The sequence below is a fragment of the Streptomyces sp. SID486 genome (assembly GCF_009865385.1).
In the GTDB taxonomy this organism is placed as follows: domain Bacteria; phylum Actinomycetota; class Actinomycetes; order Streptomycetales; family Streptomycetaceae; genus Streptomyces.
Map to the genome: position 1 here is coordinate 1 of NZ_WWJT01000115.1, position 18,551 is coordinate 18,551.

The following is an 18,551-nucleotide window of genomic DNA, read 5'->3' on the forward strand; positions in this document are numbered from 1 at the left end:
GGCCCGCACGCCCCTCAGGTCCCGCATGGCCCGAACCCCCCTCAAGTCCCGCAAGGCCCGAACCCCCCTCAAGTCCCGCAAGGCCCGGGCGCCCCGCAAGGCCCGGGCGGGCGGGTCGTGCGCGTCTCGCCGGTGCCGCGCACACCTCTGGGCGGACCCGGCCTCGCGGAGCTGCTCGCCGCGCACCGGGTGCCGGGCGCCTGCGTCGCCGTGCTGGAGGGCGGCCGGCTGGTGGCGGTCGAGGCGGCGGGCAGCGACGGCGCGGGCCGGCCGGTCACCCCGCGCACCGCGTTCCCCGTGGGCGCGCTGAGCCGGCACGTCGTGGCGCTGGGCGTGCTGCGCCTGGTGGACGAGGGGCTGCTGGCGGTGGAGGCAGGCCGCCCCGGAGACACCCCGGCCACCCTGGCGGGGCTGCTCGGCCGCAGCCGCGCAGGCGCCGCTGCCCCGTCGCTGCCGGTACTGCTGGAGGAGGCCACGGGCGAGGCGTTCGGCCCGCTGATGCGGCGTCTGGTGCTCGGACCGCTCGGCCTGGACGACAGCTGCTTCGGCGGCCCCCCGACCGGCCCGAACGGCAGGACCGGCGCGCCGGCGGCCCGCCTCGGCCACGACACCGCCGGCCGCGCGCTCGACGCAGCCCGCCCGGACCCGGCTCCGGACGAGCTGTGGAGCACCGCCACCGATCTGGCGGAGGTGGCGCTGGAGTTGCGGCGTTGCGTGCTCGGCGCCCCCCTCGCGCTGCTCGGCCGGGACACCGCGGCCCGCATGCTCGCTCCGGGCTCCGGCCGCCTCTACGGCCTCGCCACGACGGTGCACACCCCCGGTGCCGACACGGAGTTCGGCTACGAGGCGGCCTCGCCCGGTCACTACGCCGCCTCGGCGCTCCGGCTGCGCACGGGCCGCGGACTCGTCGTGCTGGCCAACGGCCGGGCCGGGGGCCGTGCGAGGAAGGCGGTCGAAGACCGGCTGAGGAACGTGTGGCAGTCGGCGGCGGACCGCAGGACGGCCGGTGACGCAACGTGGCGGAACCCGGAGAATCCGCAGGAAGGGAATGAAGTGATGGGAACGTAGCGTGAGTTGATGTGTAACTGTGTTGCCAAGATCAGGCCTACTCCACACAATGTCTGCGCAATGTCTTCGCGGGGGGCGGGGCGTGCGCGGTCCTGGGAGGAGGCGGTGTGGCGCCCCGATTGTCGTTCCAGGTGCTGGGCCCGCTCAAGGTGAGTGTGGACGGCCGGCCACTGCTGCTGCGCAGCGCACGCCAGCGCACGGTGCTGGCCGTGCTGCTGCTCACTCCCGGACGCGCCGTCTCGGTGGACGCTCTCGCGGACGCCGTCTGGCACAGCGATCCGCCCGCCACCGCGCGCAACCAGATCGCCATCTGTGTCTCCGCACTGCGCAAGACGTTCCGCGACGAGGCGGGCGCCGACGGCCTCATCGAGACCCTGCTGCCCGGCTACGTGCTGCACCGGGAGGACCACTACGTCGACGTGGCCGACCTGTACGAGTCGGCCGCCGCCGCCCGGGCCGCCGCCGAGGCCGGGGACGCGGACGAGGCCGCGGCCCGCTTCGAGGACGCCCTCGCGCTGTGGTCGGGGCCGGTGCTCGACGGCATGGACGGCAGCGCGCTCAGCGACATGGTCGACCGGATCTCCGAACTGCGGATCAACCTGACCGAGGAGTACGCGGCCGTCCAGCTCAAGCGGGGCCGGCACCGCTCGGTGGTGGAGTGCCTGAGCCCGCTCGTCGCCGAGCACCCGCTGCGCGAGAACGCCCGCGCCGGCCTGATGCAGGCGTACCACCTGCTGGGCCGCCGGTCCGACGCGCTGGACACCTACCGGGAAGGGCGCCGCATCCTCGTCGCGGAGCTGGGCGTCGAGCCGGGCGCCGAACTGCAGGAAGTGCACCGCACGGTACTGGAGGGCGACGGCCGGCCCCCGGCGCGGGCCGCCGCCGTACCGGACACCCCGGTCGTTGCCGACACCGCGCCCGGCCCCGTCGCCGTGACCGTGCCCCGCCAGCTCCCGCTGTCACCCGAACCGTTCGTCGGCCGCCAGGACGAACTCGACCTGCTGCAGCGGCTCGTACCGCCCGCTCCGGGGTACGCCGGCGGTGTGACGGTCCGGATCGCGACGGTCAGCGGCACCGCGGGGGCCGGCAAGAGCGCGCTCGCCCTGCACTGGGCCGACCGTGTCGCGGGCCGGTTCCCCGACGGCCAGCTCTACCTGGACCTCCAGGACCCCGACGGCCCCGGCGCACCCGAGGCGATCCTGGAGCGGGCGCTGCGCGCGCTCGGGGTGCCCGGATCCTCGATCCCCGCCGGCGTCGAGGACCGGGCCGCGCTCTACCGCAGCACCCTCGACGGCAGACGCCTGCTCGTCGTCCTCGACGACGCCCGCTCCGTGGACCAGGTCCGCCCGCTGATCCCCGGCCGCGGCCCCGCCCGGGTCCTCGTCACCAGCCGGGACCCGCTGAACGGGCTCGCCGGCACGTTCGCCGTGGCCCGGGTGGAACTGGGCGCCATGAGCCCGGCCGAGTCCCTTGACCTGCTCGCCGCCACCATCGGCGAGAGCCGGGTGACGGCCGAACCGGCCGCCGCACAGCTCCTGGTGGACCTGTGTGACCGGCTTCCGCTGGCGCTGCGGGTCGTCGGCACCCGGCTGCTGTCGGACCGGCGGTGGTCGCTGCGCCAGATGGCCGCCCAGATGGAGGACCGCCGCGAACGGGTGAGCGTGCTCAGCCCGGGCGAGAGCGGGGTGCGCTCGGGTGTCTGGCTCGGCTACCGGGCGCTGTCGGTGCAGGCCGCGCGGCTCTACCGGCAGCTGAGCATGCTGGACGTGCCCGACTTCCCGGCCTGGATCGGTGTGCCCGTGCTCGGCGTCACCCCCGACACGTCCGAGCGACTGCTGCACCGCCTCGTCGAGGCTCAGCTCCTGGAGATCCGCCCCGCCCCGGGCGGCGGGACCCGCTTCCGCTTCCAGGAGCTGATGCGGCTGTTCGCACGGGAGCGGTGCCTGGCCGAGGACAGCGAACAGGAGCGCGCGCAGACCCTGGAAAGGGTCCTGACCGCCGTGCTCACCCTGGTGTACGCGGCCCAGGAGCAGCTGTACGGCAAGGGCGAGGCCCCGCACGGCGGCCCGGCGCACACCAGGCCGGTCCCGGGCGAGACGGTCAGCGAACTCGTCGCCGACCCCATCGAGTGGTTCGAGGGCGAACGGGAGCTGCTCGGCGCCCTGGTGGCCCAGGCGGTGCGCGACGGACAGGCGGACCGCGCCTGGCTCCTCGCGGTGGGAGCGGTTCCGTTCTACGAGACCCGTAACTACCTGGAGGACTGGCGGCGCACGGCCGAGTCCGCCCTGGAGGGGGCCCGGCGGACGGGCGACACCCGTGGGGCGGGCACCATGCTCCGTTCCCTCGGGACACTCGCCATCTACGAGCGCCGCTACGAGGAGGCGCGGGAACTGCTGCTCACCGCCCTGGCCCATCTGGAGGGGAGCGACGACACCCAGGGGCGGGCCATCGTCCGGCGCAACCTCGCGGTGTGCGCCCGCTTCTTCGGCGACCTCGCCGAGGCGGCCCGCTACTGCGAGGAGTCCCTCGTGCTGTTCCGCCGGTCCGGGGACAACTCGGGCCTGTCGCACGCGCTGGGGCTGCTCGCCCAGATCGAGATCGAACAGGGTGACCCCGAGCGGGGCGTGGAGCTGAGCAACCAGGCGATCGAGGTCAGTTACGAGGCCGGGTCGCTGCGCAGCCGCACCCAGAACCTCTACCGGCTCGCCGAGGCGCTGCTGGGCGCGGGCCGGTCGGCGCAGGCCGAGCGGATCTGCCACGACGTGGTGGGTCTCACCCGCGGCCAGGGCGACCGGCTCGGCGAGGCCCACGGCCTGTGCGCCCTGGGCGAGGCTCAGTGGCGGCAGAACGAGCCGCACAAGGCCCGCGCCAGTCTGCTGCGGGCGCTGCGGCTCGCCGAGGACGTGGGCGACCGGTTCCTGCAGGCCCGGATCGTCACCCATCTCGCCTGCGCCGAAGCGATCAGCGGCGGCACCGGGGCGGGCGAACCCCTGGACTGGGCCCAGGAGGAGTTCCGCACCCTCAACGCACCGCTGTGGGAGCGACGGGCCGGCCGGCTGCGTGAGGTCCTGGAGTCGCACGACAAGGTCCGGCCCATCGAGGGATCGGTCCTGGCCTGTCTGCTCGCCGACCGCTGAGCCGCGCGCCGCTCTCCCCCTCACCGGCGCCCCGGGCCGACGTCACGTCCAGGGCAGGTCGGTCTGCTGGGCGCTGCGCTGCGCGCTGATCCCGGTCCACGGCAGATCACCCGTACCCGGCCCGGCACCCACGGCGAGAAGCAGCGGGAGAAAGAGGAGCGCGGTGCCGGCGAGCGCAGTGGCGATCGTACGGGGTTTACGCATGTAGGAATCTCCTCGGATTTTCGGGAAAGGCTGGGGTGAATGCCTGTGCCGGATTTCTTGAGAGCATCCTAGGTGCGCTCGCTTTTGATGCGCTTTCGCTGCTGTTTCGTGTACTCGAAATCGACACGATAACGTGCGGAAAGCGCCCGCGGATACGGTTCTGGAGTGTAGTCGGCAGGACGTTTCGCGGGATGGGGAGTGCGCTGTGCTGAACTGTGCTGGTGTGGCCTTCCGGCCCGTCGAAGGGCCCGCCGGACCGGCTGCCGTACCGGCCCTCGACCGGGCTGCCGTACCGGCCCTCGACCGGGCTGTGGAACCGGCCGCCGACCGGGCCGCCGAACCGGCCGGCGCGGACCCGGAAGTGTCGGGGGCGCTCGGGTTCCGGCTGCTCGGCCCGGTCTCCGTGACCCGCGCGGGCGCTCCGGTCCCGCTGTCCGGGGCGAAGATCCACACCGTGCTCGCGGTGCTGCTGCTCGCCCGTGGCGCGCTGGTCGTCGACAGCCGGCTGAGTGCCGCGCTGTGGGGGGACGCGCCGCCGCCCACGTCGAACGCGCAGATCTACACCTATGTGTCCCGGCTCAGGAAAAGGCTCGGAAACCGGGTGCAGATCCTCCGCAAAGGGCCGGGATACGTTCTCGACGCCCGGGAGGCGGAGGTCGATCTCTTCTCCTTCGAACGACTCGACCGGCTCGGCCGGCAGGCCCTCGAGGAAAACCGTCACGAGGAAGCGGGCAGACTTCTCGGCGGCGCGCTCGACTGCTGGAGCGGCCATGCCCTGGAGAACGTGACCGAGCACCTTCTGCGATTCGAGCGGCCACGCCTGGAATTCCTGCGGGCGCAGGCCCTGGAGCGCCGCATCGAGGCGGACCTGGCGGTCGGCCGGCACCGCTCCCTGGTGCCCGAACTGCTCTCCCTGGTGGCCCGCTTCCCCATGGACGAGAACCTGCGCGCCCACCTCATCACCGCGCTGCACCGCTCCGACCGGCAGGCCGAGGCCGTCCAGGTCTACAGCGAAGGCCGCCGGATCCTCGACGAACAGCTCGGTGTCGTGCCCGGGCAGCAGCTCAGCGGTGCCTACCTGCGGATGCTGCGCGGCGAGAGCGCCGACACCCCGCGCCGGCCGCTCGTACTGCTGCCCGCCCGCGCCGCCGCGTTCACCGGGCGCGCCGCCGAGGCGGCCCGGCTCAGGTCACTGCTGCTGCGCCGCCCCGCGGGCCCCGGTGCCCGGCTCCGGGCCGCGCTGGTCACGGGCATGCCCGGCAGCGGCAAGACGGCCCTCGCCGTCGAGGTGGCCCACGGCTGCGCCGAGGCGTTCCCGGACGGGGTGGTGCACGCCGACCTCCAGGACGCCGACGGTGCCGCCCGCCCGCCCGCGGCCGTCCTCGCCGAACTCCTCTCGGCGCTCGGCGAGACCGACCACACCGCGCGGAGTGGCGGGTACGGCCTGAGCGAGCTGGTGCGCCGCTACCGGTCCCGCATCGCGGGCTCCCGGCTGCTCGTCGTACTCGACGACGTCTCGAGCGACTCCCAGCTGACCGGGCTGCTGCCCGTCGGCCCGGACAGCGCGCTGCTCGTCACCAGCCGGGCGCGGCTGGCCGGCGTGCCCGCCGCCCACACCCTGGGCCTCGGGCCGCTGGACGAGCAGGACGCCGTGGCGCTGCTCGCCGAGGCCGCCGGTGCCGACCGCATCCGCGCCGAACCCGCGGCGGTCCGCGACCTGGTGCTCTACTGCGCCGGTCTGCCGCTCGCGCTGCGCAGCGCGGGCGCCCGGCTGGCCGCCCGGCCGCACCGGACCGTGGCGCGCTTCGTCGCCCAGCTCGCCGAGCCGCGCACCCGGCTGGCCGCCCTGAGCTACGGCGACCTCGACCTGACCCGCACCCTCGGCCGCGCCCTGACCCGGCTGAGTCCGGCCACCGCGGCCGTACTGCCCTGGCTCGCCTCGGTGGGCCCGGGCCCCTTCACCGCCCGGCTCGCCGGTCAGGCGACCGGCCTGCCCGAGGCCGAGGCGGAACACGCCCTGGAAGAGCTCGTCGACGCCAGCCTGCTCTTCGCGGAGCCCGGCAGCGCCCTCGGCGAGGACCGCTACCGCTTCCACCCGCTGGTCCTGCTGCACGCGGACACGACTCCCCGCCGGCGACTGCCCCGGTGACCCCGCGCCGAGCCGGCGGCCGGCGCGGTGACAGCCCTGTTCGAGACGGACGGCCGAGCCCGGCCGTCATGAAGCGTAAGGATGGTGACTGCCGTGAGCGAGGCAGCCCCGATCACCCGGCACGACGCGGTACAGGCCCTCTACTCGGCGATCGAGGAGGCGGCCGGACTGCTGGAGGTGGAGTACGCGCGCGACGACGTGCTGCGCGTCCTGGACCTGTACGGAGGCGACCTCGCCCAGGCGGTGGTCGCGTTCCGGGTGGCGACCGGCGCGCACCGCGCGGGTGAGCTGGACTGCCGGTTCACGGTGCCGGGGGACACCGACCCGTACCGGCTCGCCGTCGACAACCACCTGCTGGAGAAGACGGACCACCCCGTGAGCCGGCTGCTCGCGGACCTGCGCGACAACTGCCCCGTCGACGGCTACGGCATCGACTTCGGGGTCGTGGGCGGCTTCAAGAAGATCTGGGTGGTGCTGCCCCGTACCGCCCTCCAGGACGTCACCACGCTCGCGGGCCTGCCGTCGATGCCGCGCGCCCTCGGGGAGAGCCTGGACTTCATCGCCCGGCACGGCCTGGGCGACACCGTGGGCCTGCTCGGCATCGACTACCGCCACCGCACCGTCAACATCTACTTCGGCGAGCCGCCCGCCGGGGGCATCGCCCCCGACTCCGTACGGGCCATGCTCCGCGAGGTCGACCAGGCCGAACCCAGCGAGCAGATGCTCCGGCTCGGCCGCCAGGCGTTCGGTGTCTACGTGACCCTCGACTGGGACTCCCCGGCCATCACACGGATCTGCTTCGCCGTGGCGACGACCGACCCGGCCGCCCTGCCCGTCGAACTCGACGAACGGATCGGGATGTTCGTGCGGCACGTGCAACGCGCCGACCCCGGGACGAAGTTCGTCTACGCCGTCGCCTCCCAGCCCGACGGTGAGTACTACAAGCTCCAGTCCTACTACCGGTGGGGCGCCGGCGTCCCGGAGATCATGCAGCTCCCCGAAGGGGCCCTCGCGGACCCGGTGTGACCCGCGCCGCATCTCCGCTCCTCTTCTCTCCTCTCTCCACCCCCTCCTCTTTTTCCCTCTCGCTCTCCTCGCCCGTCTTCTCGACTTCTCCTGGAAGGAAGCCCCTTGAGCACCGTAGAGGTTCCCGTACTGATCGTCGGCGGCGGCGGGTCCGGCCTGGCCGCCTCCGTCTTCCTGTCCGGCCACGGCGTCGACCACCTGCTGGTGGAGCGCCGCGCCGACACCTCGCGCCTGCCGAAGGCGCACTACCTCAACCAGCGCACCATGGAGATCTTCCGCCAGCACGGCCTGGCGGACGACGTGGCCGGACCGGCCGCCACACCCGAGCAGTTCGGCAAGGTCCGCTGGCAGACCACGCTCACCGGGCAGGGCCCGCTGGACGGACGCGTCATCCACGAGATGGACGGCTTCGGCGGCGGCGCGCTGCGCGAGGCGTACGAAGCCGCCGGCCCCGTACTCCCGGCCAAGCTGCCGCAGCTGCGCCTCGAACCGGTGCTGCGCCGCCACGCCGAGGACCGCAATCCCGGTGGCGTCCGGTTCGGCCACGAACTGGTCTCGCTGACCGAGAACACCGGCGACGGAGCCGGCGCCGGCATCACCGCGGAGATCCGCGCGACCGACACCGGCGAGACCACCACGGTCGTCGCCCAGTACGTGATCGCGGCCGACGCCGGCCGCACGGTGGGCCCCGCCCTCGGCGTACGCATGGAGGGCCTGCCCGCCCTGTTCGACGCCACCACGGCCTACTTCTCCGCCGACCTGTCCCAGTGGTGGACCGAGGGCTCGGTCATCACCTGGTTCCTCAACCCCTACCGCCCCGATCTGTCCAGCGCCCTCATCGAGATGGGCCCGACCTGGGGCAAGCACTGCGAGGAGTGGGGCCTGCACCTGCCGCTCGCCGGTATCGACCGCACCGACGAGGCGGCGGTCGTCGGCCGCATCCGCGAGGTGCTCGGCCTGCCCGACCTGGAGCTGACCCTGCACGACGTGACCAGCTGGAGCGTGGAGGCGGTGCTCGCCGAACGCTACCGCCACGGCAGGGCGTTCCTGGTCGGCGACGCCGCCCACCGTCAGCCGCCCGCCGTCGGCCTCGGCCTCAACAGCGGTATCCAGGACGCGCACAACCTCGCCTGGAAGCTCGCCGCCGTCCTCTCGGGCCGCGCCGGCGAGGGCCTGCTCGACACCTACGAGACGGAGCGCCGGCCCGTCGGCCAGTTCAACCTGGGCTGGGCGATGTCCGCCGCCGCGCACCACCAGGTGGTCATCGACGCCGCCGTCGGCCTCGGCCCGCACGTGCCGCCGGAGCGCCGTACGCCGGTGTTCTTCTCCTACTTCTCGCCCACCCCGGTCGGCGCGGCGCAGCGCGCCCGGGCGGCGGAGATCTTCGCCACCCACCGCGGCGAGTGCCAGGCCCTCGACGTGGAGACCGGCTTCGCCTACGAGCAGGGCGCGGTCGTCCCGGACGGCAGCCGCCCGCCGGCCCGCTCGCCGCTCGGCGACGAGTACCGGCCCACGACCCGCCCCGGGCACCTGCTCCCGCACGCCTGGGTCGAGCGGGACGGCCGCCGGATGTCCACCCACGACCTGATCGGCTCCGGCACCGGCTTCCTGCTGATCACCGGTGCGGACGGGGCGGCGTGGGACGAGGCCGCCGAACTGGCCGCCCAGAAGCTCTCCGTCCCGGTGACCGTGGCCCGGATCGGCGACGGCGACGGCGCGCGGTACGTCGACGCCGACGGCGTCTGGCAGCGCCTGCGCGAGACGGACGGGGCGGGCGCCGTCCTGGTCCGGCCCGACCAGCACGTGGCCTGGCGGGCCACGGGCGCCGAGGCCGACCCGGCGGGAGCCCTCACCGAGGCGCTCACCGTCGTCCTGGGACACCGGGCCCCGTGACCGCCCGGACCACCTGCCCGAACTCCTCCACCTCCTCCCCGCACACGGAAGACACAGCATGATCAACAGACGATCCTTCCTCGCCGGCGCCGGCGGTGTCGCCCTGGCCACGACGGCGCTGTCCGGCGCCGCACAGGCCAAGTCCGGTGCCTATGGCGTCCGGTGGAGCCGGCTCGCCGACCGGCTCCAGGGCCGCCTCGTGCTCCCGGCGGACGCCGACTACCAGCGGGCCAAGCAGCTCTACCAGGTCCAGTTCGACGCCACCAGCCCCCAGGCCGTCGCCTACTGCGCCTCCGCCGCCGACGTCGCCGCGTGCGTCCGCTTCGCCGAGGCCAACGACATACCTGTCGCCGCCCGCAGCGGCGGCCACAGCGCCGCCGGCTACTCCACCACCCAGGGCCTGGTCATCGACGTCTCCGGACTCAACTCCGTGACTCTCGGCGACGGTTCGGTGCGGATGGGGCCCGGCGCCCAGCTCGTCGACATCGCGGACACGCTCGCCCCGGCCGGCCTCGGCATCGCCGGCGGCTACTGCCCCACCGTCGCCGCGGGCGGGTTCTTCCAGGGCGGCGGCATGGGCCTGTTCACCCGCAGCGTCGGCATCGCCTCCGACAAGGTGACCTCGGCACAGGTGGTCCTCGCCGACGGCCGCACCGTCACCGCCTCACCGCACCACCACAGCGACCTGTACTGGGCGCTGCGCGGGGGCGGCGGCGGCAACTTCGGGATCGTCACGTCGTACGAGGTGACGCCCTCGCCGCTGACCGACGTGGCCGCCGTCAACCTCGTGTGGACCTTCGACCGGGCCCTGGACATGCTGGACGGCTGGACCCGCTGGCTGCCCGACGCCCCCTGGACGATCGGCAGCGGGGTCAACGTCACCCTCACCGACGCCGGCCCCGGCACCGTGCCGACCGCCGCGGTCTTCCTCGGCTCGGTCGACACCGGCCCGGGGTTCGACGCCGAGATCGCCCGGCTCACCTCGCTGGTCGGCCGGCCCCCGGTGTACCAGCAGAAGTTCACCGCCCCCTACCGATCGGTCCTGATGTCGCTGTACCAGTGCTCCGACCTCACCGCTCAGCAGTGCCACCGCGCCGACACCTCCCCCGACGGCCGGATCCAGCGTCCGGCGTTCGGCGCCTGGCGCAGCCGGCTGTTCGAGCGGACGATGCCGCGCGAGGGCTGGGCCAGGGCACTGGAGACGTTCGACGCCAGCCGGTTCGCCGGGCAGATGCGCCAGCTGCAGATCTCCGCCCTCGGCGGCCGGGCCAACACCGTCGCCCGGGACGCCACCGCCTACGTCCACCGCGACAGCCTCTTCTCGGTCAGCTACCTCACCTCGAACGCCGCCGCACCGGTCGCGGACGAGGCCAAGGCGGCCGCGTGGGAGTACGTCGACGACGGCTTCGCGGTCATCGACCCCTACTCCAACGGCGAGACCTACCAGAACTTCATCGACCCGCGCCTGCCGGACTGGCGGCGCTCCTACTACGCCGAGAACTACACCCGGCTGGCCCGGATCAAGCAGAAGTACGACCCCCACCGGTTCTTCCGGTTCGCGCAGGGCGTCGGCTGACCCACCGCCCGGCTCCGCCGGGGACCCCTCCCCGGCGGAGCCGGGCCCGTTTCCCGTGACCCGCAGGCCGTACCGGCCGGTTCGGACCGGTCCAGACAGGAGAACTCCATGAAGATCGCGGACCTCACGCGTCCGGCCCCGCTGCAGCTGCCCGCGGAGGTGTCCCCGGACGAGGTGCGCCGGGCCACGGCCCGGCTGGTCGCGTACGTCAGCGGCAGAACCGACGACGACGGCGCGATACGCGAGAGGTGCGAGAGCCGCGTACTGGAGTCGGCGCTCGCCCTCTCGCTCATGGCACGCACCGGCGTGCGCTCCCCGGCCCGGGACCGCCTGCTGGCCTATCTGCGCGGCCACCAGGAGTCCCCCGACAAGCTCGACCGGGTGCTCGCCGCACGCGCCATCGGGACGGCCACGGGCCGCGAACCCGGCGGGGACAGCGCCCTCGTCGACACCCTGGCGGCGGGCGTCCTGGGCGCCGCGCCGGGCTTCATCTCCACCCGCCGCCGCCTGATGGTGTACGCGGTGCTCTCGGTACTCGGCTGCCCCCTGCCCGCCGACGCCGAACTCCCCGGCGGCGGCCAGGTCCCCACCGATCCGCTGCACTCCTGGGCCGCCGTGCAGCAGGCGTCCATCACGCTGATCCTGGCCGGCGCCCTCGGCGTCCGGAACCGGGCCACCGACGCCGCCCTGGACACCCTGTTGGCCACCGACCCCGCCACCAGCGTGTGGGAGGGCTACGCGCTGATGCACCTGCTGGTGCTGCACGCGCTCGCCGGGACGCCCGGCCACGACGAGACGGTGCGCCGCGGCCTGGCGACGCTGCTGCGCCACCAGCGCACCGACGGCGGCTTCCCGTTCGTGCTGGAGATGCACAACTGGTGCACCTCCACCGGCGGTCTCGCCCTGCACGCCGCGGGCGCCGACCCGGCGCTGCTGCGCCGCATGGCGGCCACCCTCGGCGCCCAGCGGGGCGGCGCCGCGCTGCCCTCCCTCTCCCGCGGCGCGGCCCTCACCGGCGGCTGGTCCATGTCACCGCTCGTCGCGCAGAACGACGTCGACGACACCTCCTGCGCGCTGGAGTTCCTCCAGGCGGTCGACCCGGTCGCGCACGCCGGGACGGTGCGCGGCGGAGTGGCCGCGCTGCTGGCCGTCCAGGGCACGGACGGCGGCTTCCCCACCTATGTCGCTGGCGCCTCCTCCGAGCCGTGCATGACGGCCGCCGCGGTCTGCGCGCTCGGCCCGCACCCCGGCACCGCGCCACAGCGCGCCCAGGCGCTGGCGTTCCTCGCCGACAGCCAGCTCGCCGACGGCGGCTTCGAGCCGGGCTGGAGCCGCAGCCGCCTGCACAGCCTGTTCCGGGTACGGCTCGCCGCCTGCACGGCCCACCCGGGCGACGCGCGCAGCGCCGCCATGGCCGAGCGGATCGAGCGGACGGTGCGCGAGACGCAGAACCCCGACGGGGGCTGGGGCATGCAGCCCGGCGACCCCAGCGACGACATCAGCACCGCCTACGGCCTGATCACCCTCTGCCACGCCGGCGAACCCCGGCCCGTCGGTGCCGCCCTGACCTGGCTGCTGGAGCGGCAGAAGGCCGACGGCAGCTACGGCGGCCCGCCCGACATGGTCGGCCCGCGCCCCTTCGCCTACCACTTCCCGCTGCTCACCGACATCCCGGTGCTGCTCGCGCTCGGGCACGTCCGCGCACGGGTCCCCGGCCTGCGGGGCGCGCTCCAGGAGGCGCGGTAGACCCCTGAGCCCCCCGCCCACCCGAACCACCGCCCCCTGAGAAACACCATTCACCCCCACGGAACACGGAGAGACAGACATGCTGCGAAAACTGGCCGCCTTGCCCAGCGGAAGGGTGGGCAAGTGGGTCGTCATCGCGCTCTGGGTCGTCGTACTCGTCCCGGCGCTGATGCTGGCCGGGAAGCTCGGTGACGCGGAGGAGAACGACAACTCCGCCTGGCTGCCCGGCAACGCGGAGTCCACCGCGGTCGTCGAGCGCGCCCAGAAACTGATGCCCGCCGACTCCGTGCCCGCGATCGTGGTCTACGACCGGGCCGGCGGGGTCACCGACGCCGACCTGGCCAAGGCACAGGCGGACGCCAAGGCGTTCCAGGGCATCGACAACGTCGTGGGCCGGCCGCAGGGACCCGTCAGGTCCCAGGACGGCAAGGCCATCCAGACCATCGTCCAGGTGCACAAGGACAAGTCCGGCTGGGAAGGGCTCGGCAAGGTCGTCGACGCGATGGCCGACGTCGGGAAGAAGGACGCGCACGGCCTCGGCTTCCACGTCGCGGGACCGGCCGGCTACGGCGCCGACTCGATCAAGGCGTTCGGCGGCGGCGGCGCGCTGACCATCATCACCGCGCTCGTCGTGGTCGTGATCCTGCTGATCACCTACCGCAGCCCGCTGCTGCCCCTGCTGCCGCTGATCACCGTCGGCGTGGCCCTGATGGCGGCCGAGGCGCTGATCTACCTGCTGGCCGAACACGCCGGCCTCGTCATCAACAAGCAGACCAGCTTCATCCTGGTCGTACTGATCTTCGGCGCCGCCACCGACTACGCGTTGTTGCTGATCTCCCGCTACCGGGAGGAACTGGCACGCCACGAGGACCGGCACGAGGCGATGGCGGAGGCCCTGTACCGCTCCGGCCCGGCGATCGTGGCCAGCGCGGCCACGGTCGCGGTCAGCCTGATGCTGCTGATGCTCGCCGTCCTCAACTCCACCAAGGGCATGGGCCCGGCGTGCGCCATCGGCGTCCTGGTCGGCCTGCTCGCCATGGTGACGCTGATGCCGGCACTGCTGGTCGCCTGCGGCCGGTGGATCTTCTGGCCGGTGAAGCCGGTGTACGGCGCCGAGGCGGAGCGCAGGCGCAGCGTCTGGAACCGGGTCGGCGACGCCATCTCCGGCCGCCCGCGCCTGGTGTGGACGGGCACCGTGCTGGTGCTCGCCGCGATGGCGCTCGGCACGCTCGGACTCGACGCCTCGGGCCTGTCCAACAAGGACCAGTTCACCGGCAAGCCGCAGATGGCGGTCGGCGAGGAGATCCGGGCCGAGCACTTCCCGGCCGGCTCCGGCGACCCCGTCTACGTCGTGGCCGAGGCCGGCGCCGCCGGCCGGGTCAGGACCGCGCTGGCCGCGGTGCCCGGGATCGGCGGCGTCGCGGATCCGGTGGTCAAGGGCGACGAGGCGGTGCTGCTCGCACAGCTGAAGGACGAGCCCAGCAGCGAGGCGGCGATGCGCACCGTCGACCGGGCCCGCACCGCGGTCCACCGGATCGAGGGCGCCGACGCCCAGGTCGGCGGCAGCACCGCGATCATGGTCGACACCGAGAACGCGGCGAGCCGCGACTCCAAGGTGATCATCCCGATCGTGCTGCTCGTCGTCCTGCTCATCCTGTCGGCACTGCTGCGCTCGGTGGTCGCGCCGCTGCTGCTGATGGCGACGGTGCTGCTGTCGTTCGGCGCCGCGCTCGGCGTGAGCAGCCTGGTGTTCGAGCACGTCTTCGGGCTGGCCGGCGCCGACGCGTCGTTCCCGCTGCTGGCGTTCGTGTTCCTGGTCGCGCTGGGCATCGACTACAACATCTTCCTGGTGACCCGGGTCCGCGAGGACACGCTGCGGCACGGCACCCGGCGTGCCGCGCTGACCGGTCTGTCGTCCACCGGCGGGGTGATCACCTCGGCGGGTGTGGTGCTGGCCGGCACCTTCGCGGCCATGGCCTCGCTGCCCCTGGTGTTCGCGGTCGAGCTGGGCTTCGCGGTGGCGTTCGGCGTGCTCCTCGACACCATCGTGGTGCGCTCGGTGCTGGTCACCGCGCTCACCCTGGACGTGGGCCGCTGGATGTGGTGGCCCAGCAAGCTGTTCCGGCACCGCGACGACGCCCCGGCCTCGGCCGGCGAGTCCGACCAGGTGCCCGCCTACAGCGGTACGTGAACCACCCCTGCCACGGATCCCGGCGCCGCCCCGCGCGGCGGCCCCGGGCCCGTGCGCGGGAGGCCGGCCCGGGGACCCGCGGTGAGCGGAGACCGGGCCGTGCCATGTGAACTTCGGCACGGGCCTCGTGGCAGAGGCGGCCGCACGCCCCGTCCGGGGCATCTCCGGACACACACTTACGGGGGTCTGTATGAGTGCAGAGACGATGGACAGGAGAATCGGCCACAGCACCATGAACGCCGTCCCGGCGGCCGCGGGACAGCGCGGCGGCCCGGCCGCCGCCGAGCGCCAGCCGGCCGGGGGCGCAGCGGACACGGACGGTACAGGAGCCCGGCGCATAGCCGAACTGGAGCGCGAAGTACGGGAGTTGAAGCGCGCCAACGACACGCTCAAGCAGTACGTCAGCAAGGCGCTGGGCCTCGACACGACCCCCTCCCGGAGCCGGTACGACCCCTCCCCGGACCCCGCCGCGCACCACGGCCCGGAAGCGGCCGGCCCGCCGCGCCGGCCCGCGGCGGGCTCCGGCGTGGAGTTCCGGGTGCTCGGCCCGGTCGAGGCGGCCGTCGGCGGCCGCTGGGTGGACCTCGGGGCACCCAAACAGCGCGCCGCGCTCGTGCTGCTGGTCAGCCAGGTGGGCCAGCCGGTCTCGGTCGACGTACTGGTGGAGGCGCTGTGGGACGGCCGGCCACCGCAGTCGGCGATCACGTCCCTGCACGCCTACATCGCCAACCTGCGGCGCGCCCTGGAACCACACCGGGCGCCGCGCACCCCGGCGACGGTGCTGTGCACCCGTGGCCGCGGCTACCTGCTGAACAGCCGGGCCGTCGAGGTCGACGCCCACCGCTTCTGGGAGAACGCCACCGCCGGATGGCAGGCGCTGGACCGGGGCGACCCGCAGCGGGCGCTGTACGCGTTCGAGGCCGGCCTGGCGCTGTGGCGCGGCGAGGCGTACGCGGAGGTGGCCGCGGCCCCGCTCGTCGCCCCCGAGGCCGTACGCCTGGAGGAGCTGCGCCTGTCGGTGGTCGAAGGCCGGTGCGCCACCCTGATCGCGGTGGGCAACCACGAGATGGCCGTGCCGGAACTGGTGGCCTTCACCCAGGCCCAGCCGCTGCGCGAGTACGGCTGCGAACTGCTGAGCCTCGCGCTGTACCGGTCGGGCCGGCAGGCCGACGCGCTGTCCGTGCTGCGCGCCCACCAGAAGAAGATGGTCGAGGACCTCGGCATCTCACCCAGCCCCGCACTGCAGCACCTGGAACTGGAGATCCTGCGTCAGGCACCGGAACTCGAACGCTCCTAGCACGTCCCCGGCGCCGAAGAGCCTCCGGCGCGGCGGTCCCCCCGACGGGCCGCCGCGCCGGAGGCTTTCCGGCGGGTCAACGGGCGAGCACGAGGGTGGTGGGGGAGGGGGTGTCCAGGAAGCGGATGTCCTCGAACCCCGCGGCGGTGAGCCACGCGTGGTAGTCGCCGCGCCGCCAGGTGGAGCCGTGCCGGCTCTTGAGGAGCATCTCCCCGGCGAAGGTCAGGGCGAAGGGCGGCCCGCTGCGCTCGTCATCGGTGATGTAGTCGGAGACGACGAGCGTGCCCCCGGGCCGCAGCGCCCTGCGGATCCGGCCGAACACCGCCTGGTTGTCCTCGGGTCCCTCCTGGTGGGCGATGTTGGAGTACACGACGATGTCGTGGTCGCCGTCGCCGAAGTCCACGGTGTGGAAGTCGCCGTCGACGTGCTCGACCCGGTCGCCCACGCCCTGTTCGGCCAGCAGCCGCCGGGCGATCGCGTTGATCGGCGCCCAGTCGATCTGGACGGCGCGGGCGTCCGGGTTGAGCCCCAGCCAGACGGCCGAGCAGACTCCCGAACCGCCACCGATGTCGAGGATGGAGACCTTCCCGGCGTCCGCCAGCCCGAGTGCCTCGGCGGCGATGTGCGCCACGGGGACCGACTGTGCGGCGATGGCCTGGACGAGGTTCTCCCAGTGCGGGTTGTCGGCCACCTCCACCACCGCCCGCGTCACCGGACCGCCGGCCCGCACGACGTCGGGCAGCGCGGCCAGCGATCCCAGGTGGCCCATCTTGAGGCGGGCGAAGCCGGCCAGCGACACGGGCCGGCCCGCCACCAGGAAGGCGGCCGCCTCCGCGGTGTTGCGGTACCGCCCCTGCGCCACCTCGACCAGGTCCAGGGCGACCAGACCGTCCAGCAGGGCCTGCGCGCCGCGCGGTGCGATCCCGGCCCGCTCGGCCAGCGCCGCCGGTGTGTCCGCGCCGTCCTCCAGGAGCGTGAACAGGTCGTACGTCGCCGCCGTGCCCAGGATCCCGGTGGCCCAGTAGCCGTTGATCATCCGCAGGATCCGGTCGGACGTGGGTCCGGCCTGGGGTGCGTCGGTGGTGCCGTTGCCGGTGGTGTTCATGCGGTCCTCCCCGCGTACGGGCGCTCGGCGGCCTCGGCGGCCGGGTGCTGTGTGTCCTGCCGGGCCGTGCCGTCGACCCAGGTGCCCAGGGCCATCTCGGCGGTGATGCCGGGCCCGAAGCCGGCGATGACGCCGGTGGCGTCCGTGGGCAGCGGCCCCTCCTCGAACCGTCTGCGCAGCGCGTCGAACACCACCGCGCTGGCGATGTTGCCGTACTCGGTCAGCGTGCCCCAGCTGTGCCGGAAGACCGTGCGGTCGACCCCGAGGTACTTGGCGAGGTCGTCCAGGATCCGGGGGCCGCCGGCGTGGATGACGTAGAAGTCGAGGTCGGCCGCGTCCCAGCCGTGCCCCGCGGCGAGGTCGCGCAGCACCGGGGCGAGCGGTTCCATGGTGCCCGGCACGCGCCGGTCGAGCTGGAAGTGGAACCCGGTGTCGCGCACGGCGTAGGAGATCCACTCCTCGGTGTGCGGGATCAGGTACGAGGCGTTGCGCCGCAGCCGCACACCGGTGACACCAGGGCCGCCGCTGCCGCGCACCACGGCCGCCGCGACCGCGTCGCCGAACAGGCCGTCGGACAGCAGCGAGCCGATGTCGTCGGCGTCGGGCTGGTAGCACAGCGAGCACAGTTCGCACGAGACGATCAGCACGTTGCTGTCGGGGTGGGCCGCGCAGAAGTCATGGGCGCGGTTGATCGCCGCCCCACCCGCCGCGCACCCCAGCTGGGCGATGGGCAGCTGCCGGGTGTCGTAGCGGAACCCCATGGTGTTGATCAGCCAGGCGGTGAGCGAGGGCATCATGAATCCGGTGCACGACACGTAGATGATCGCGTCGATGTCCTCGGCCCGCAGCAGCGCGTTCGCCAGGGCTTCCTCGATGGCGTCGGGGCAGCGCTTCTTCGACTCCGTCTCGTAGATGCGGTTGCGTTCCTCGAAACCGGGGTGGCTCAGGGTCTCCTCGATGGGCTGCACCAAGTGCCGCTTGCGCACTCCGGTGTTCTCTATCAGGCGGAGGGCGAGCGGGAGCTGCGGTTTTCCCGCGTGCGCCTTCCTGGCGAAATCCAGGGTCTGCTCCATGGTGATGGTGTATTCCGGTACGCGCACCGCGGGCTTGCAAAGGATGGGCATGTTCGGCGTCTGCCTCTCGGAAAGTGAAGACGTTT

The 18,551-nt window shown here is 73.7% G+C and carries 12 protein-coding genes; 9 read left to right on the forward strand and 3 right to left on the reverse strand.

Annotated features, from left to right (window positions below):
- Positions 1 to 132 precede the first annotated feature (132 nt).
- Both GT045_RS05820 and GT045_RS05825 read left to right on the forward strand, forming a co-directional pair.
- Positions 133 to 1,068 (forward strand): serine hydrolase domain-containing protein, encoded by a 936-nt coding sequence (locus GT045_RS05820; protein WP_161333492.1) that lies wholly within the window; start codon positions 133 to 135, stop codon positions 1,066 to 1,068.
- 107 nt (positions 1,069 to 1,175) lie between these two features.
- Positions 1,176 to 4,205 (forward strand): BTAD domain-containing putative transcriptional regulator, encoded by a 3,030-nt coding sequence (locus GT045_RS05825; protein ID WP_161333493.1) that lies wholly within the window; start codon positions 1,176 to 1,178, stop codon positions 4,203 to 4,205.
- A gap of 42 nt (positions 4,206 to 4,247) precedes the next feature.
- On the opposite strand, the gene GT045_RS05830 is transcribed toward GT045_RS05825, so the two are convergent.
- Entirely contained in the window at positions 4,248 to 4,409 is a 162-nt protein-coding gene (locus tag GT045_RS05830) for a hypothetical protein (RefSeq protein ID WP_161297221.1), read from the reverse strand.
- A gap of 223 nt (positions 4,410 to 4,632) precedes the next feature.
- Here GT045_RS05830 and GT045_RS05835 point away from each other — a divergent pair, with 223 nt between their 5' ends.
- The 7 genes from GT045_RS05835 (at position 4,633) to GT045_RS05865 (ending at position 16,287) form a co-directional block, all read left to right on the forward strand.
- Complete coding sequence (locus GT045_RS05835; protein WP_345942554.1) at positions 4,633 to 6,558, forward strand: BTAD domain-containing putative transcriptional regulator; 1,926 nt, start codon at positions 4,633 to 4,635, stop codon at positions 6,556 to 6,558.
- Positions 6,559 to 6,651: 93 nt separating this feature from the next.
- Complete coding sequence (locus GT045_RS05840) at positions 6,652 to 7,584, forward strand: aromatic prenyltransferase (protein ID WP_345942555.1); 933 nt, start codon at positions 6,652 to 6,654, stop codon at positions 7,582 to 7,584.
- A gap of 105 nt (positions 7,585 to 7,689) precedes the next feature.
- A complete protein-coding gene (locus tag GT045_RS05845) occupies positions 7,690 to 9,477 on the forward strand; it encodes an FAD-dependent monooxygenase (RefSeq protein WP_161333494.1) in 1,788 nt (595 codons plus the stop codon).
- Between the two features lie 58 nt (positions 9,478 to 9,535).
- Positions 9,536 to 11,053, forward strand: a complete 1,518-nt coding sequence (locus tag GT045_RS05850; protein WP_161287250.1) for an FAD-binding oxidoreductase — start codon at positions 9,536 to 9,538, stop codon at positions 11,051 to 11,053.
- A gap of 108 nt (positions 11,054 to 11,161) precedes the next feature.
- Positions 11,162 to 12,799, forward strand: coding sequence for a prenyltransferase/squalene oxidase repeat-containing protein (locus GT045_RS05855; RefSeq protein WP_161333495.1), 1,638 nt, complete (start codon positions 11,162 to 11,164; stop codon positions 12,797 to 12,799).
- Between the two features lie 100 nt (positions 12,800 to 12,899).
- Entirely contained in the window at positions 12,900 to 14,990 is a 2,091-nt protein-coding gene (locus GT045_RS05860; RefSeq protein WP_345942556.1) for an MMPL family transporter, read from the forward strand.
- Positions 14,991 to 15,195: 205 nt separating this feature from the next.
- Positions 15,196 to 16,287 (forward strand): AfsR/SARP family transcriptional regulator, encoded by a 1,092-nt coding sequence (locus GT045_RS05865; protein ID WP_237538369.1) that lies wholly within the window; start codon positions 15,196 to 15,198, stop codon positions 16,285 to 16,287.
- 76 nt (positions 16,288 to 16,363) lie between these two features.
- Here GT045_RS05865 and GT045_RS05870 read toward each other — a convergent pair whose 3' ends face one another.
- Both GT045_RS05870 and GT045_RS05875 read right to left on the reverse strand, forming a co-directional pair.
- Positions 16,364 to 17,392 carry a methyltransferase gene (locus tag GT045_RS05870; protein ID WP_161295213.1) on the reverse strand — a complete coding sequence of 343 codons (1,029 nt, stop codon included), beginning with the start codon at positions 17,390 to 17,392 and terminating at the stop codon, positions 16,364 to 16,366.
- A complete protein-coding gene (locus GT045_RS05875; protein ID WP_202527262.1) occupies positions 17,389 to 18,516 on the reverse strand; it encodes a type III polyketide synthase in 1,128 nt (375 codons plus the stop codon). The genes GT045_RS05870 and GT045_RS05875 overlap by 4 nt, the downstream gene beginning before the upstream one ends.
- Positions 18,517 to 18,551: the final 35 nt, after the last annotated feature.

Coding starts and splice junctions, on each gene's coding strand:
- GT045_RS05870 (WP_161295213.1), bottom strand. CDS start 17,392: ATGAACACCACCGGCAACGGCACCACCGACGCACCCCAGGCCGGACCC.
- GT045_RS05830 (WP_161297221.1), bottom strand. CDS start 4,409: ATGCGTAAACCCCGTACGATCGCCACTGCGCTCGCCGGCACCGCGCTC.
- GT045_RS05855 (WP_161333495.1), top strand. CDS start 11,162: ATGAAGATCGCGGACCTCACGCGTCCGGCCCCGCTGCAGCTGCCCGCG.
- GT045_RS05875 (WP_202527262.1), bottom strand. CDS start 18,516: ATGCCCATCCTTTGCAAGCCCGCGGTGCGCGTACCGGAATACACCATC.
- GT045_RS05865 (WP_237538369.1), top strand. CDS start 15,196: ATGGACAGGAGAATCGGCCACAGCACCATGAACGCCGTCCCGGCGGCC.
- GT045_RS05850 (WP_161287250.1), top strand. CDS start 9,536: ATGATCAACAGACGATCCTTCCTCGCCGGCGCCGGCGGTGTCGCCCTG.